At 60.7% G+C, this 15,130-nt stretch carries 13 protein-coding genes; 7 read left to right on the top strand and 6 right to left on the bottom strand.

The window, feature by feature from the left end:
- Positions 1-24: 24 nt before the first annotated feature.
- A complete protein-coding gene (gene purB / locus AACL53_RS05845; RefSeq protein ID WP_339083419.1) occupies positions 25-1,332 on the bottom strand; it encodes an adenylosuccinate lyase in 1,308 nt (435 codons plus the stop codon).
- 408 nt (positions 1,333-1,740) lie between these two features.
- Between purB and AACL53_RS05850 the strand changes: the two genes are divergently transcribed.
- Positions 1,741-1,974 carry a hypothetical protein gene (locus tag AACL53_RS05850; protein ID WP_339083421.1) on the top strand — a complete coding sequence of 78 codons (234 nt, stop codon included), beginning with the start codon at positions 1,741-1,743 and terminating at the stop codon, positions 1,972-1,974.
- 186 nt (positions 1,975-2,160) lie between these two features.
- Here the strand turns inward: AACL53_RS05850 and AACL53_RS05855 are convergent, their stop codons facing one another.
- Positions 2,161-2,403: a CDGSH iron-sulfur domain-containing protein gene (locus AACL53_RS05855; RefSeq protein WP_339083423.1), complete on the bottom strand. Its 243-nt coding sequence runs from the start codon at positions 2,401-2,403 to the stop codon at positions 2,161-2,163.
- 395 nt (positions 2,404-2,798) lie between these two features.
- Between AACL53_RS05855 and AACL53_RS05860 the strand changes: the two genes are divergently transcribed.
- Both AACL53_RS05860 and AACL53_RS05865 read left to right on the top strand, forming a co-directional pair.
- On the top strand, positions 2,799-4,199 hold the full coding sequence (locus tag AACL53_RS05860) for an APC family permease (RefSeq protein WP_339083425.1): 1,401 nt from the start codon (positions 2,799-2,801) through the stop codon (positions 4,197-4,199).
- A 232-nt stretch (positions 4,200-4,431) separates the two neighbouring features.
- Entirely contained in the window at positions 4,432-5,433 is a 1,002-nt protein-coding gene (locus tag AACL53_RS05865; RefSeq protein ID WP_339083427.1) for a magnesium transporter CorA family protein, read from the top strand.
- Between the two features lie 156 nt (positions 5,434-5,589).
- Here the strand turns inward: AACL53_RS05865 and AACL53_RS05870 are convergent, their stop codons facing one another.
- Together AACL53_RS05870 and meaB are read right to left on the bottom strand one after the other, a co-directional pair.
- Positions 5,590-5,970, bottom strand: a complete 381-nt coding sequence (locus AACL53_RS05870) for a hypothetical protein (RefSeq protein ID WP_339083429.1) — start codon at positions 5,968-5,970, stop codon at positions 5,590-5,592.
- A gap of 127 nt (positions 5,971-6,097) precedes the next feature.
- Entirely contained in the window at positions 6,098-7,072 is a 975-nt protein-coding gene (gene meaB, locus AACL53_RS05875; RefSeq protein WP_339083431.1) for a methylmalonyl Co-A mutase-associated GTPase MeaB, read from the bottom strand.
- A 149-nt stretch (positions 7,073-7,221) separates the two neighbouring features.
- On the opposite strand from meaB, the gene AACL53_RS05880 reads away from it, so the two are divergent.
- Positions 7,222-9,231, top strand: coding sequence for an acyltransferase family protein (locus AACL53_RS05880; protein ID WP_339083434.1), 2,010 nt, complete (start codon positions 7,222-7,224; stop codon positions 9,229-9,231).
- A 16-nt stretch (positions 9,232-9,247) separates the two neighbouring features.
- Here the strand turns inward: AACL53_RS05880 and AACL53_RS05885 are convergent, their stop codons facing one another.
- Positions 9,248-9,901 (bottom strand): TIGR00730 family Rossman fold protein, encoded by a 654-nt coding sequence (locus tag AACL53_RS05885; protein WP_339083436.1) that lies wholly within the window; start codon positions 9,899-9,901, stop codon positions 9,248-9,250.
- A 196-nt stretch (positions 9,902-10,097) separates the two neighbouring features.
- Between AACL53_RS05885 and AACL53_RS05890 the strand changes: the two genes are divergently transcribed.
- Positions 10,098-11,774 (top strand): LysM peptidoglycan-binding domain-containing protein, encoded by a 1,677-nt coding sequence (locus AACL53_RS05890; protein ID WP_339083438.1) that lies wholly within the window; start codon positions 10,098-10,100, stop codon positions 11,772-11,774.
- 42 nt (positions 11,775-11,816) lie between these two features.
- Positions 11,817-13,724 (top strand): ABC transporter ATP-binding protein/permease, encoded by a 1,908-nt coding sequence (locus tag AACL53_RS05895; RefSeq protein ID WP_339083440.1) that lies wholly within the window; start codon positions 11,817-11,819, stop codon positions 13,722-13,724.
- A 31-nt stretch (positions 13,725-13,755) separates the two neighbouring features.
- On the opposite strand, the gene AACL53_RS05900 is transcribed toward AACL53_RS05895, so the two are convergent.
- Positions 13,756-13,941, bottom strand: coding sequence for a hypothetical protein (locus tag AACL53_RS05900; RefSeq protein ID WP_339083442.1), 186 nt, complete (start codon positions 13,939-13,941; stop codon positions 13,756-13,758).
- Positions 13,942-14,210: 269 nt separating this feature from the next.
- Between AACL53_RS05900 and AACL53_RS05905 the strand changes: the two genes are divergently transcribed.
- On the top strand, positions 14,211-15,005 hold the full coding sequence (locus tag AACL53_RS05905) for a hypothetical protein (protein ID WP_339083444.1): 795 nt from the start codon (positions 14,211-14,213) through the stop codon (positions 15,003-15,005).
- The last annotated feature ends 125 nt before the right edge of the window (positions 15,006-15,130 follow it).

Raw genomic sequence — 15,130 nt, forward strand, 5'->3', positions numbered from 1 at the left:
CGGTGACGGTGTCGACGGACGGGTTCAGGCGCTGCCGAAGACGCGCCGGAAAATCGTGTCGACGTGGGCGGTGTGATAGTCGATGTCGAACATCGCCTCGAGTGCTGCGGCGGGCACCTTGGCGGTCACGTCCTTGTCGGACTTGAGCTCGGTCAAGAAATCCTTGCCCAATTCCCACGTCTTCATGGCGTTGCGCTGGACGAGCGCGTAGGCGTCCTCGCGGCTGACGCCAGCCTGGGTCAAAGCCAGCAACACGCGCTGGGAATTGTGCAAGCCGCCGAGCTTTTCCATGTTCCGCTTCATCGTCTCCGGATAGACGACCAGCTTTTCGATGACGCCGGCGAGGCGCGCCAAGGCAAAGTCGAGCGTTACCGTCGCGTCAGGTCCGATCATCCGCTCGACGCTTGAATGCGAGATGTCCCGTTCGTGCCAGAGGGCGACATTTTCCATGGCGGGGAGCGCGTAGGCGCGAACCATCCGGGCGAGACCCGTCAGGTTTTCCGAGAGCACGGGGTTGCGCTTGTGCGGCATCGCCGACGAGCCCTTCTGGCCCGGCGAGAAATATTCTTCCGCTTCGAGCACTTCCGTCCGCTGCAGATGGCGGATCTCGGTTGCGAGGCGCTCGATGCTCGAGGCGACGACGCCGAGTGTGGCGAAGTACATCGCGTGACGGTCGCGCGGAATGATTTGCGTCGACACGGGTTCGGGAACGAGCCCCATCTTCTCGGCGACGTATTCCTCGATCCGTGGATCGACGTTGGCGAAGGTTCCGACCGCGCCAGAGATGGCGCACGTCGCGACTTCCTTCCGGGCGGCGATCATGCGCTCGCGCGCGCGCTCGAATTCCGCATAGGCGTAGGCGAGCTTGACGCCGAAGGTGGTCGGCTCGGCATGGATGCCGTGGCTGCGACCTATGGTGATCGCATCCTTATATTCGAACGCGCGGGTCTTGAGAGCGGCGAGAAGGCGGTCGAGGTCCGCTATCAAAAGATCGGCGGCGCGCACCAATTGGACGTTCAAGCAAGTGTCCAGCACGTCGGACGAGGTCATTCCCTGATGGATGAAGCGTGCGTCCGGGCCGACGTGCTCGGCGAGGTGCGTCAAAAAGGCGATCACATCGTGTTTCGTAACCGCCTCTATCTCATCAATGCGGGCGACGTCGAAGGTCGCGGCCGAACCTTTTTCCCAGATGTTTTTTGCCGCAGCCTCGGGGATTATGCCGATTTGGGCGCTGGCGGTCGCGGCGTGAGCTTCGATCTCGAACCAGATGCGGAAACGTGTTTCGGGCTCCCAGATGCGCGTCATCTCGGGTCGTGAATAGCGGGGTATCATAGAGCTAAATCCTTGATGCAACGCGGGAGGCGTAGCAGACGGGCCACTGCGCATCAATCGCCGGAGCCTATTTCGAGGCTAGGTAGCAAGACTTCGCTTAAGCAGGAGTGTTTTGCTGCTCTGCACCCAACGCTTTTGCAACAATTCGTGAAGCGATATTCTAATTCTCGCCAGTTAATCGCCACGAACAGCTGGCGTAGTTTCTCCATTACGAGGCGGGGCATTTCTGTTTTTTGTTCAGGTATTATTCAGGGCAGTTCCGCCACACTCGCAAAATTCGTCGGTCTACGTTCGAATTAGCGCATTCTATTCGCGTACGGGTGGGCCTACATAGAAATACCCAAGGATGTAAGTGAGTCGAGGAGCTCTTCCCGGGTGGCAACATTGGACCCCCGTTCGAACTCCACGATGAAAACCACAGCGGGAGACTTGAAGAACATGTCGCAACAGATGGGCAGCGGGGAACTGGCTGAATTGGTCCATCAGATGGAACAATCGGAAGACGATCCGCGCCAATGCTACGCGCTTGTGAAAGAGCGAATCACAGAGTTTCGGGATTCAGGGCGGGATATTCCGGACGTATTAACGAAGCTGGAAAGACGGCTAATGACGGAATGCATGCTCGCTTCTCAGGGTCGCTAATCCTGGGCCTCTAATTCCGCTGAATAGAAAAGCCGGGAATACCGGCATTTCAGCCTCATCTCATTGGCCTTGGTGTCATCAGGTCGGCTTGCGCAATCTGGCGCGAGGCGGCCTTTTTTTTATGTGGCGGAAGCGCTCAGCCTTCTCCGCAAGGTGCCGGAGAGGCCACCTGTTGTTGCTCGGTTGTTACAAGACGTTATGGGTGCCGTCGCAATAGGGTTCGTCGTCGGTCGCCTTGCAGCCACAGAGGTTAAAGGTGCCCGTGTGGTCCGGGACGAACCGCATCGGTTCAAAGGACGTGCCTTCGTGCGAGCCGTCGCAAAAGGGCTGGGTCTTGGACCTGCCGCAGCGGCAATACCAATATTCCTGGCCCTCTGTGAGATCGACCTGATAGGGCCCGGTTTGGGCGACTACGGCGTCGTCAGACATCGTCGTACTCCATCTCGCTTCGACTGGCTCGCTGAACTGGTCCGCCGAACTGGCTCGCTGAGCTTGGCAACTTAATTCGGCACGATGAACCGAGCTGGTGCAGCCCCTCGTTTTTTGACTCGCTATCGGGTTTAGGTGCGCCGGGCAAGGGCTCGTGCTGATCTGCTCAGCAAACCGGCGTCGCTGTTTCGCGGCGCTCTGCCTAACAAGTGGGCGGGCAACATTTTTTGGCAACGGCATCCTAGACATCGGGAAACGGCTGGGCGAAGGTCGCAAAGAAGCGTGTGGAGTCCTGACGGGCGTGGCGGCGGGGGAATTGCCGTCCGAGCAGGGAAGGTCATCCAGCGCCAAAATGTCCTGTGACCAAAGACGTCCAGATCATGAGGGAGCCGCGCATGGCCGATCTCTTTCGTAAGAAGTCTGTCGCCTACGACGACTCGGACTTCGGCATGAAGCGGGTCTTGAGCGCGCTCGATCTGACGCTGCTGGGCATCGGCGCGATCATCGGAACCGGTATTTTCGTCCTGACCGGGGTAGCTGCGGCAACGCAGTCCGGCCCAGCCGTCGTGATGTCCTTCGTCGTCGCGGGATTGGCGTGCGGATTTGCGGCACTGTCCTATGCCGAACTTGCTTCCAGCGTCGGCGGTTGCGGCAGCGCCTACGGCTACAGTTACGCGGCCTTCGGTGAACTCATCGCCTGGATCATCGCCTGGGACCTCATCCTGGAATATGGCGTGTCGGTTGCGGCTGTCGCCAATGGCTGGTCGGGCTATTTCAACAACGCGCTGACGGCCGTCGGCGTCGGGCTGCCGCCGGAGCTCACGAAGGGACCCTTTGCGGGCGGGATCGTGAACCTTCCTGCGTTCGGCATCGTCTTCCTGTTGATGATCATGCTGATCATCGGGGTGAAGGAGACGGCGCGGGTCAATGCGGCGATGGTCGCGGTGAAGCTTGGGACGATCGCGATTTTTCTGGCCGTCGCGATTTTCAATATCCACCCAGAGAACTGGACGCCGTTCGCGCCGTTCGGCTGGTTCGACCACAATGCGGAAGGCCGGCCGGTCGGCATTCTGGCGGGTGCGTCGCTCGTCTTCTTCGCCTACGTCGGCTTCGATGCGGTATCGACTGCGGTCGAAGAGGCCCGGGACCCGCAACGTGACGTGCCGCGAGGCCTCGTAGGCTCGCTGATCTTCTGCACGATCATCTACATCGTCGTTTCGGGCGTGCTGACCGGCATCGTCAATTACACCGAACTCAATGTGTCCTCGCCCGTTGCGTTCGCGCTTCAAAAGATCGGGTACAACTGGGCTTCGGCGTTGGTCGCCGCAGGCGTCATCACGGGGCTGACGACCGTCATGCTCGTCCTCTACTACGCCCTGACGCGCATCATCGTCGGCGTGTCGCGAGATGGACTGCTCCCGCCATATTTTTCCGTGGTGAACCGCCGTACGCACACGCCCGTTCGCACGACGGTGATCGTCGGCTTCGTCATGGCCATCATGGCCGGCTTCCTGCCGCTCGGCATTCTTGCCGAACTCGTGAACATCGGGACGCTTGCGGCGTTCGTCCTCGTGTGCGCCGGCGTGATCGCGCTCAGGATGTCGCATCCGGATCTGCCGCGGCCCTTCAAGATGCCAGGCGGCCTCATCATTCCTGTGCTCGGCATCCTTTCCTGCGGCGCGCTGATCGCGTTCCTGCCGTTCGAAACGCACCTGCGTTTCATCGTCTGGCTGGCGCTCGGGCTCGTCATCTACTTCGCGTATTCCATCAGGCACAGCCGGCTCGCGGTGGCATAGGCCGATTAACCCTCAAGATCCCCCTGGAAAAAGACAAAGCGCGAGAGTAGGTTCCCGCCCGACCGCGGTCGCCTGAAAGCATGCCTGCTCTTCCGTCGGCCCGGATACGAGGATCAACACAAATGGACTGCGACAGTCGAAGCGATACTTCGATTTCGCCCGTATCCCGCCAGCTCGCCTGATACAGGCCGCTTGGACGGCTGCGCGGCGGCCGTGAACGGAAGGGCTCTACATGCTGCGCAGCTATCGCCGCGAAAATTCGCATCTCGTTTTGGCGCAGGAAGGTATTGAGGTCGATGCTGGGGTGATCGATCTTCCGTTTTGGATCGATCTCTACAATCCGGCTCCCCAGGACAACCGCTACGTCGAGCAGCTGCTCGGAATTTCGCTGCCGACGCGGGAGGAGATGCAGGAGATCGAAGTCTCCGCCCGCCTCTATCAGGAAGACGGCGCCGAGTTCATGACGCTGACGGCGGCGTCTCAGCTTGAAAGCGACGAGCCGATCAACACGCCGATCACGTTCGTGCTCAAGGGCACCACGCTCGTGACCGTTCGCTATGCGGAACCCAAGGCCTTCGCCAATTTCGTCGTGCGCGCGCAGCGTTCCAATGCGGTGCCGGTCGGGAACGGCGAGCAGATCATGATGGGCCTGATCGAAGCGCTGCTCGATCGTATGGCGGATGCTCTCGAGCGCGTCGGGACGGGGATCGATCAAGTTTCGCGGCAAGTCTTTCGTAAAGGCGGGAAGGGGAAGGAAAAGGCATCACCTTCCAGCGACGACCTGCAGGCGGCGATCGAGAGGATCGGTCAGGACGGCGATCTGTTGACCAAGGTCCGCGAAAGTCTCGTCAGCATCAACCGCGTGCTGACCTATCACACCAGCGTCGATCAGCAGGACAAGAAGGTCACGAAGGACGCGAAGGCGCGCAGCAAGGTTTTGTATCGGGACGTGGTCGCGTTGACGGATCAGGCGACGTTCCTGTCAAGCAAAGTCAATTTCCTGCTCGACGCGACGCTCGGGCTCATCAATCTGCAGCAGAACCAGATCATCAAGATCTTCTCGGTCGCGGCGGTGGTGTTTCTGCCGCCGACGCTCGTCGCTTCCATCTACGGCATGAACTTCGCGGATATTCCTGAACTCCGGTGGGGCCTCGGCTATCCGTTCGCGCTGGGCATGATGGTCGTATCGGCGATCCTGCCGTATCTCTATTTCAAGCGGCGCAGGTGGCTTTAGTCGTCATCCTCGGCCGAGCGCGGCAAGGCCGCGTCGGTGGCCGGGGATCCAGCGTTAGACTCGTCGCAGACTCAGTATCGTGCCTTCGGCACTACTTACGCTGGATCCCCGAACGCGCATCGCTGCGCTCACGCGTTCGAGGATGACGAAAAATACTTAGTGCGCGGTTCCGGTCATGCCGTCGTTGCTGGCCCAACGAAGCGTCGAGCCTGTGCGCGTGACGGAGAAGCATTGCTCGCGGCCAGCCTGCCAGAGGTTCCAGCGCTGGCAGAACTGGTTGCCGGAAATGCGCCAGGTTCCGCGGTCTTCGCTGATGCCGCCAGACAGGACGGCCATCGCTTTTGATTTGGCGCTCATCGTGCCACCGGGATTGTAGCGTATGGGAACCGATCCGAACGGCGCGGAGATGTAAATCGTCCGTCCAGCGAGTAGCCCGCGCAGTTCGATGCCAGTGAGATTGTCGGCTGCGGCCTGACCGACCGAAGCCATGATCGCTACTGTCGCCAACCCGGCGAGTGCGCCTCGTCGCATGTTCATTTACCCCCGTCTCGAAATCGGAAAATTCGATACGGGACGCTTTAGCAAATTGATGCGTGTGCTGCGAAACGAGCCTGTGGAAAAAGTAAAGATCGGGCGCGGATTGTTGCCGAGATGGCCCGATTCACTATTCGAGCAAGCGGCGTGCTGCCTTGTCCGGCGTCATCGTGCCCGAGAGAACGGCATCCGCGAGCGGATCGAGGCCTTCCTTGCCACCGGACTTGATGCGTGCGGCGACGATGTCGGCGGCCGCGCGGGCGATCAAATAGCGAGCCCTGCGACGCCTTCTCTTGATTGCGCCATCGGCTGCGACGCGCGTGCCGAGTTCGTCGAACGCTTCGACGAGTGCGGGAACGCCATCGCCGCTCAACGCGCTCGTCTTCAGCACGGGGACTTTTTCAGCTGCCATCGCGCGGATGGACAGCGCGCCGACAAGTTGCTGCATCGTTTGTTCAGCGCCGGGGCGATCGGCTTTGTTGACGACGATGATGTCGGCGATTTCCAAAAGGCCGGACTTCATCGCCTGAATGTCATCACCCATTCCAGGCGCGGCGATGACGACGCGAATATCGGCAACTTCCGCGACGTCGACTTCGTTCTGTCCGGTGCCGACGGTTTCCAGCAGCACGATATCGAAGCCCGCGCCGTCGAGTGCGTCGATGATGCGGACGGCTGCGGGTGACAAGCCGCCGAGATAACCGCGCGACGCGAGTGAGCGTACGAAGACGCCGTCGTCATCCAATGCCGCCGTCATGCGGATGCGATCGCCGAGTATGGCGCCGCCCGAGATCGGGCTCGACGGATCGACGGCGATGACGCCGACGGTCCGTCCGTGCTGTCTCAGATGCGCGATGACGGCGTTGACGAGCGTCGATTTTCCGGCGCCCGGCGGGCCTGTAAAGCCGACGACGAGCGCATGTCCGAGATGGGGCTGCAGTGCCTGAAGCAGGCCGGGCGCGGCTTCAGACAGCCGCTCGAGCTCGGTGATCACCGTTGCGATGGCGCGGCGTTCGCCCGCGCGCATGCGGTCAACATAGCTCGCGATGTCGGCGGCTGGGATGCGGGCAACTGGCGGGAGCGGATCTGCGGTCGTTTTGGCCATACGCGCTGATAGAAGGGAAGCGGCTCCGGCGCAACAGGGCAGTCGGAGTGCATCGCTTCCCGCTATCCACACAAGCAAGCCGTTTTCGAGCTGTTCCCATCCGGAACTCTATGCAAACGTCTAATCGGGGAAGTTGGGGAAGGGTCAAGGTGTTGGACAAGGGCCGAGGGATTTTTCAGTCCGCGCTGTTATCTACCAAAGCGCATCGCGCCGACATCGATGGTCTGCGCGCCGTGGCGGTTCTAGGCGTGCTGGGCTATCACTTCGGGCTTGGCGTTCCAGGCGGATACGGCGGCGTCGATGTCTTCTTCGTGATATCCGGCTTTCTCATCGCTGGAATAATAAAGAACGACCTCGAGGCTGAAACCTTCTCGCTTGTCAATTTCTACGTGCGGCGCATCCGCAGAATATTGCCGGCTCTCGTTGTCTGCCTTTCGGTGACGACGATCGCGGCCTTGCTCATTCTTTTTCCGCTAGACTTCAAGAATTATGGCCGCAGTCTGCTCGCAGCCGTTCTTTCCGTATCGAATTTTTATTTCCAGAGCCGCAACGGCTATTTCGACGGCGCGGCGACTGAAAAGCCGCTTCTCCACACATGGTCGCTTGGTGTCGAGGAGCAGTTCTATATCGTGTTTCCGCTGACGCTCCTCCTGCTCTTTAAGTTCGCAAGAAAATGCCTGTTGCCGCTGTTGTTGGCGGTTGTGGTGCTTTCACTCGCGTACAGCGGCTTCAGTGGTATGCGCGCACGTGAACCCGCCTTTTTCTCGACCTTCGGTCGGGCTTGGGAGTTAGGGATTGGGACGTTGCTTGCTTTTGCTGCTCTGCCGCCGCCGTCGCGCCGCTGGGCAATCGAGGCCGAAGCGGGAACGGGCGTGTTGCTAATTGCCTTCAGCTATTTCTTTTACGATGATGATACGCTGTTTCCCGGACTGGCAGCAGTGCCGCTCTGTTTGGGGGCTGCTCTTATCATTCATTCCGGCATGACGCCCCAAAAGTCGTTCGTGGCGCGGCTGCTCTCGTCGTCTCCGATGATTGGGATTGGGCTGATTTCCTATTCCATCTATCTCTTGCACTGGCCATTGCTGGTGCTCTGTCAATATCGTTTTCCGGATGTCTTCGCAGCCGGAGCACCGCACGCGACGGACGCGCGTATAGGCCTTGCCCTAGCGAGCGTCTGTCTCGGGGCCTTGTCTTGGCGTTTTATCGAGGAGCCCTTCCGGCGCTCCGGCGTTATTTCGACAAAAACGGTTTTCGGCGCTGGAGCCACCGCTGTCCTAACGCTCGTTGGGGCATCTGCCGTCATCATCGTTCGTCCGCACTGGCTGCAAAGCTGGCCGGCTGCGATCGAAGCGATGCAGTTCAGGAGAACGGTTTCGGGGCGGGTGCTTGGATTGAAGCGCCAGCCAGGGTGGACGCACGATACCTATCTCATCGGCAACGATGGCAGCACGCCCGACACAGTCTTGTGGGGTGACAGTTTCGCCCAGGCGCTCGTCCCGGGCTTTATCACCTTTTATAGCAAGACTGGCCAAGGCGCAGTCATAGCGGCGGCCCCGGGATGCCCTCCGCTGCTTGGAGTCACGTTCTACCGGCGCTTGGCGAACGAGAAGTGCCGGCCTCACAACGATGCTATTTTCAAAGCCATCAGTGAGCCTGGTATTCGGCGTGTCATTCTTATGGCGCGATGGTCGGCATTCGTGAACAGCACGGTGCGCGATGGCAGCGGAAATCCCGTCGTGCACGGGAAGAGCGTGCGCGCGGATGGCTCAGTTTTCGCCGGCGTACTTGAACAGGTCGTGAGCCGCCTCGTCGCGCAAAACAAAGAAGTCGTCCTGGTGGGGCCGATTCCGAGCCAGAAATTCTCTGTTGGCCCAGCTATGGCACGCCATATCGCGTGGGACCTGCCTCTACCTCCGGAACTGACGTTGCGGGAGTTTGCCGAGGATGAGCGTCTCGTTCTTCCCTTGCTGGCACAGCTAGCGACAATCCCTCACGTCCGTGTCATCTATCCGCACCTCAGCCTGTGCGATCCGTACGCTTGCCATTACAGCATCAATGGCAAAGCCATGTATTCGGATGACGGTCATCTTTCGCCAGACGGAGTGGAGGCGCTCTCAAGTATGTTCGACGAGCTTTTCCACGACGCGGCGAAGTCTTAGCCGTCCCTTTGTTTCGTCAGAATTTTTTCAGCACGTTTTCCTCGGTTGCAGGTTTTTGCGGCTTCGCGGCTTTGAGGATCGCGGGGAGGATGTCTTCGGCCTTATCGACAACGGTAAAGCGCACGTCGAGACCGTCGCGTATGAAGGTCTCCTGCTTCATGTGATCGAGAAGCTTCAGGAACTGATTCCAGAACCCGTCGATGTTGGCGATGACGATCGGCTTCGCGTGACGGCCGAGCTGGGACCATGTCAACTGCTCGACGAGTTCCTCGAGCGTGCCGACGCCGCCGGGAAGCGCCACAAATGCGTCGGCGCGATCAAACATCAGCTGCTTGCGCGTGTGCATGTTCTCGACGACGATCAGCTCGTCGACGTCTCTCAGCATCAACTCGCGGTTGCCGAGGAATTCCGGGATGATGCCCGTGACCTTGCCGCCGGCGCCGAGCGCGGAGCGAGCGACCTCGCCCATCAGGCCGAGGCTGCCGCCGCCGTAGATCAGGCGGATGCCGTTGTCGGCGAGCGACTTGCCGAGCTTTCTCGCAGCTACCGTGTAAGCAGTGTTCAGTCCCTTCCCGGAGCCGCAATAAACGCAGACGCCTTCGATTTTTGAGGGGGGTGTGGAATTATTATCGCTTGCCGGTGTGCCGGCCATTTTTGTCATTTCATTCATTCTCGGTCCATTCTCAAACGATGTAGCATCAGTATTTGGGGGTTCGCTGCCGGGCCGCCAGAGCATGAATAGGACGCATGCCGCTTTTGCGGGGCCGCGGTCTGTTCAAGAGGAATTTTCGCGCCGTCGTAGCTGTTGGGCTTGGCGAGAGCGTGACACGTGTGCTTAGTTCATAGTCGAGTTAAAAGGCGATGTTATGAAAAATGACGAAGCCACGGTTTCCGCGAAGAAAACCGCGATCGTAAGCGCGCGGGCTGGCGCCGTCGCCGCGCTTCTCGTCCTTGCCGGGCTGCTGCCGCTGCCGCTCGGGGCCGCCATCGATCGGGGAGATTCGGCGTCCAGTGGTACAACTGTCATCATCGCCAGCGAGTTTCCACCGGTCGCGATCGATAGCGAAGATACGCTCGATGCCGAAGATCGGCTTCCCGTGCTGGCCGAGGACGCTTCAACGCCGCCCGAAGCACCGGCAAGCTCGGATGCGCGGGAGATAGATGTATGGCCGCCCGAGGCTGATCCCTCCGATGCCGACGTTTCGTCCGAGACGGACAGCAATCTCGCTCGGAGCGTGTGGGCGCCGAAGGAGCTTGGGATTGCCGATCGCGTGCAAGACTGGCTGGCGCGCGCCAATCGCGAATTTCAATCGACGATCATTCGCCGGTTGTCGACGCCGTCGGCAGTCGCGGGCGATGCGATCGCCCGCAACGTCGAAGAGGTAAAGGGCGAGGACGCAGCGGCTGCTGCGGCACGCGCGGAAGAGGCGATCAATACAGCGCAGGCCAAACTGGCGGCCGAGGCTGAGGCCAAGCATCAGCGCGAACTGTCCGATGCCGCCGCGAAGGCCGCGGAGGAAGCCAAGGCGCGCGAAGCGGAAGTCGCTCGTCTCGACGAGGAGCGGAAAGCGACGGAAGAAAAGCGCCGCACGGAGGAGCAAAGGCGGCAGGCTGAACTTCGGGTCGCCGAGGCGGAGAAAGCTGCGAAGCTAAAAGCGGCCGAGGATGCGGCAGCCAAGGAGGCTGCTGAGAAAGCTGCTGCGGCGGCAAAAGAGCGAGAGATCGCCGAAAGGCAGGCGGCTGAAGCGGCTGCTGCTCAAAGAGCGGCGGAAGCCAAGCAGCAAGCCTTGAGAGAAGCCGAGGCAGCCAAGGCTGCGGAAGAAGCCAGGGCGGCTGAAGAAGCCAAGGGTGTGGAAGAGGCAAAGGCAAAGGCAGCGGAAGCGAAGCGGCCGGCGGATGAGGAAGCCGCCAAGGCTGCGGCCGCTCAGGAGGCTGAGGCCCGGGCAAAGATCGCTGCCGCAAGCGAGGCTGCAGAAAAAGAACGCGCGGCGGAAGTGGCCGCCAAGAAAGACGCGGAAGCCAAGCAGGCACTCGCCGCCCAGACGGCGGCTCCGACCAAGCAGGCGATGGTCGAGGACGAGGATAAGGACGAGACCGACGTCGCGGCTGCGCCGAGCGCGACCGAGCAACCGTCGGTCAGTGGCGCGCAGCCCGCGAAGAGAGTCGAAGGTAAATTCTCCGGCGAAAGCGATGGCAAAGTGGCAGCGCGCAAGCCGCGCCATCATGCCCGCGTTCACAGGCAGGCGAGCAATCGCTCGACCGGTCGCTCAGTCAACGGTGGGGCCAGTCAATCGGCGCATAGTGGTCCGGTCGTGAAGCGCTGGGTCAGGCAACCGCGGCAGGGCCGCTGCCGGCTTGCGGGCCACAAGGTTTTGCTGCCCGGCCGCTATACGGTCGCACGCGGCGACAACCTGTGGCTCATTGCCCTTCGGCACTATCACGACGGTTGGTATTTCCGCCGGATTTACCGCGCGAACCAGGACGTTATCCGCAACCCCAACCTGATCCATCCGTGCGAGCGGCTTTATCTGCCCAGGCTGTAACTGTGATGGACTTTCGCGCCGCGTGATCCTATCTGAAGCCCAATGCAAAGCGCCTTTGTCAATTGGTGCGCGGCGGTCCGCGATGGATTGCTGGCGCGCATTACCCCATCCGCCGAGACGTCTCGGGTTCTGAAAGCTCTCTGGCCCTATGTTTGGCCCGAGGACCGGCCGGACCTCAAGCGGACGGTCATCTGGTCGTTCGCCATTATCGTCATTGCCAAGGGCGTGACGGTTACGGTGCCGTTCACGCTCAAGTGGGCGACGGATGCGCTCGTCGCGTCGACCGGCGGCCACGTGTCGAGCAGCCAGACACTGCCCTGGCTCATCGGCGCGCCGGTGCTCGCAACCATTCTTTACGGCATTGCGCGGATCGTGATGTCGCTGCTCGTACAGGTCCGCGAGGGCATGTTCGCGCGCGTTGCAATGCATGCGGTCAGAAAGCTTGCGCTGTCGACATTCGAGCATATGCATCGGCTGTCACTGCGGTTCCACCTCGAACGCAAGACAGGCGGACTGACACGCGTTCTGGAGCGCGGCCGGACGGGGATCGAGAACATCAGCCGCATGGCGCTGATGACGCTCATTCCGACCATCGTCGAATTTCTGATGATCATCGCGGTCTGCGCTTACGAGTTCGACTGGCGCTACATCGTGACCATCGTGCTGATGATCGCCGCCTACCTGTGGTTCACGGTAAAGGCGACGAACTGGCGGCTTTCGATCCGCCGGGCGATGAACGAGAGCGACACGGACGCCAACACGAAGGCGATCGACAGTCTTCTCAATTACGAGACCGTGAAATACTTCGGCGCTGAGGGGCGAGAAGCCGCGCGCTACGACAAGTCGATGGCCGCTTACGAGAAAGCGAGCATCAAGACCTACACGTCGCTCGCGGTTTTGAACTCCGGCCAGGCGGTCATTTTCACCATTGCGCTGACGATCTGTCTCGTGATGTCAGCGACGGACATCGTGGCCGGCAAGGATACGGTTGGCCATTTCGCGATGGTCAACCTGCTGATGCTGCAACTCTTCATGCCGCTCAACTTCATGGGCATGGTGTATCGCGAGATCAAACAGGGGCTGACCGACATCGAGCGCATGATGGAAGTGCTCGAGCAGAATCCCGAGGTCGCCGATAAGCCCGGTGCGAAGGAACTCAAGGTGTCGGGCGGAGCGATCCGGTTCGATCACGTCGGCTTCGCGTACGATCCGGAGCGGGTGATTTTAAAGGACGTTTCGTTCGATGTGCCGGCGGGCAAGATGGTCGCCATCGTCGGGCCATCGGGTGCCGGAAAGTCGACCGTCGCGCGGCTGCTTCTGCGTTTCTACGACGTGACGGGTGGCCGGATCACGATCGACGGCCAGAATATTCGAGACGTGACGCAGCATTCGTTGCGGGCTGCCATCGGTGTCGTGCCGCAGGATACGGTGCTGTTCAACGACACGATTTTCTACAACATCAAGTACGGCCGGGCCGATGCTACGGACGCGGAAGTCTATTCGGCTGCCAAGCTCGCGCAGATCGACGATTTCGTTCGCGCGCTTCCTGACGGATACAACACGATGGTCGGCGAGCGGGGGCTCAAGCTCTCGGGCGGCGAGAAGCAGCGCGTCGCGATTGCGCGTACGATTTTGAAAGCGCCGCCGATCCTGTTGCTCGACGAGGCGACAAGCGCGCTCGACAGCCATACGGAACGGGAAATTCAGGACGCGCTGGACCGCGTTTCGAAAGACCGGACGACGGTCGTCATCGCGCACCGTTTGTCGACGATCATCCATGCGGACAGCATTCTGGTCCTGGAGGCGGGGCGCGTCGCGGAGCAGGGGACGCACGGCGAGCTGATCGCGAAGAACGGGCTTTACGCGAGCCTATGGGCGCGTCAGCGGCAGGCCGAGAAGGCGCGCGAAGAGCTTGCGCATGCGCTCGAAGAAGCCGGCGAGCCGGCGTAGAGCCGAGCGGCGGCTATGATCAGCGAGTGAGTTAGTCTTCGACGACTTTCCAGCCGTCGGGACGGGGGAGTTTTTTCCGCTTCGTCTCGGCTTCGTCGCGCGTTGTGAAACGGATCGCCAGCGAGCGCGGGACGAACACGTCACCGTTGCCGAGATAGGTGTGCTGTCCCGTGGCCCGGAATACGTCGTGCCGCTGCTCTTCCAGTAAAAATGCCATTGGCCGAAATCTCGCGTTCGTCCCCGTGACGGGGAAGAGTGACCGCAAGTTTCGGCAAAAAACTAGCCCCGAGATAGGGGCCGGGAGAGCCATCTCGGGGCTAGTTGCGAGTTCAGCCTTTAGCCGTTCTGGGAAGCGTGTGGCTTAGCTCTAGTGCTAGATCCTATTCTATACAAAAAAAGTAATCAATATCGGAAATGGACGTGCAGGTCTTTTTTGGGCGGCGAGTTGACCCGGGCTTTGGGCAAGAGCCTGTCGCGAGCGGGGCCTTGGCACCAATTCCGGCAAAACTTATCCCCGCTTCATCATCGGGTGTTAAATTCGGCCTTTCGGCCGGCATGTCCGGTTTTTTGCAAGGATTTGGACGCTTGGACGGACAGGAATTCAGGGAGACGGCAGGGCGGGTTCTGGGTGCGATCTGGCGCGCGTCGGTCATTGCGCTCTGGACCATGCGCGAGCTTCTGAGGACCTTCTGGTCGATCGTGCGGGGGCCTTTGATCGCCGCCCTCAACGTCGCCGTGGCGCTGATCATCCTCTTCGAGGAATGGGGATGGCGTCCGCTTTCCGAGCTTATCGGCCGGCTCGCGAAATTCGCGCCAATCGCGGCTATGGAGCGCTTCATCGCCGGGCTGCCGCCTTATGCGGCGCTCGTCGCGCTGGCGCTGCCGACATCCCTGCTGCTGCCGCTGAAGTTCGTCGCCGTATGGCTGCTCGCCAACGGCCATTTCGCGACGGCGACGCTGTTGTTCATCGGCGCGAAGCTGGCTTCGACGGCCATTCTTGCGCGGATATTCATTCTGACGAAGCCGTCGCTCATGCAGATCGGCTGGTTCGCCCGTGGCTTCAATTGGCTGATGCCGTGGAAGGATGCGCTGTTCGCGCAGATACGGGCGTCGTGGGTCTGGCGGTACGGGCGCATCGTCAAAGCGCGGATCGTGGCGAATATCCAAAAGGCCTGGAAGGGGCTCCGCCCGCGCGCTTCGGATCTATGGCGGCGATGGACTGGACGTGAGTTGCCGTTTGCCGGAAAGCCACCCGCTGAGCGCGATCTTTCGATAAAATGATTCGGGGTTGTTTGAGGCTGAGCGCATCCGGAGATGGTTCTCTCGGCACTGTCGTTCGGTGTCCGGACAAAAACAATGGCAAATGGGCAACAGCGCATGACCCGAGAATGTTGCGCTCATAGCAT

Origin of the sequence: Hyphomicrobium sp. ghe19, from assembly GCF_902712875.1 — a bacterium.
Classification (GTDB): domain Bacteria; phylum Pseudomonadota; class Alphaproteobacteria; order Rhizobiales; family Hyphomicrobiaceae; genus Hyphomicrobium_B.

Coding starts and splice junctions, on each gene's coding strand:
- AACL53_RS05850 (WP_339083421.1), top strand. CDS start 1,741: ATGAAAACCACAGCGGGAGACTTGAAGAACATGTCGCAACAGATGGGC.
- AACL53_RS05855 (WP_339083423.1), bottom strand. CDS start 2,403: ATGTCTGACGACGCCGTAGTCGCCCAAACCGGGCCCTATCAGGTCGAT.
- AACL53_RS05870 (WP_339083429.1), bottom strand. CDS start 5,970: ATGAACATGCGACGAGGCGCACTCGCCGGGTTGGCGACAGTAGCGATC.
- purB (WP_339083419.1), bottom strand. CDS start 1,332: ATGATACCCCGCTATTCACGACCCGAGATGACGCGCATCTGGGAGCCC.
- AACL53_RS05885 (WP_339083436.1), bottom strand. CDS start 9,901: ATGAATGAAATGACAAAAATGGCCGGCACACCGGCAAGCGATAATAAT.
- AACL53_RS05890 (WP_339083438.1), top strand. CDS start 10,098: ATGAAAAATGACGAAGCCACGGTTTCCGCGAAGAAAACCGCGATCGTA.
- AACL53_RS05895 (WP_339083440.1), top strand. CDS start 11,817: ATGCAAAGCGCCTTTGTCAATTGGTGCGCGGCGGTCCGCGATGGATTG.
- meaB (WP_339083431.1), bottom strand. CDS start 7,072: ATGGCCAAAACGACCGCAGATCCGCTCCCGCCAGTTGCCCGCATCCCA.
- AACL53_RS05900 (WP_339083442.1), bottom strand. CDS start 13,941: ATGGCATTTTTACTGGAAGAGCAGCGGCACGACGTATTCCGGGCCACG.
- AACL53_RS05865 (WP_339083427.1), top strand. CDS start 4,432: ATGCTGCGCAGCTATCGCCGCGAAAATTCGCATCTCGTTTTGGCGCAG.
- AACL53_RS05860 (WP_339083425.1), top strand. CDS start 2,799: ATGGCCGATCTCTTTCGTAAGAAGTCTGTCGCCTACGACGACTCGGAC.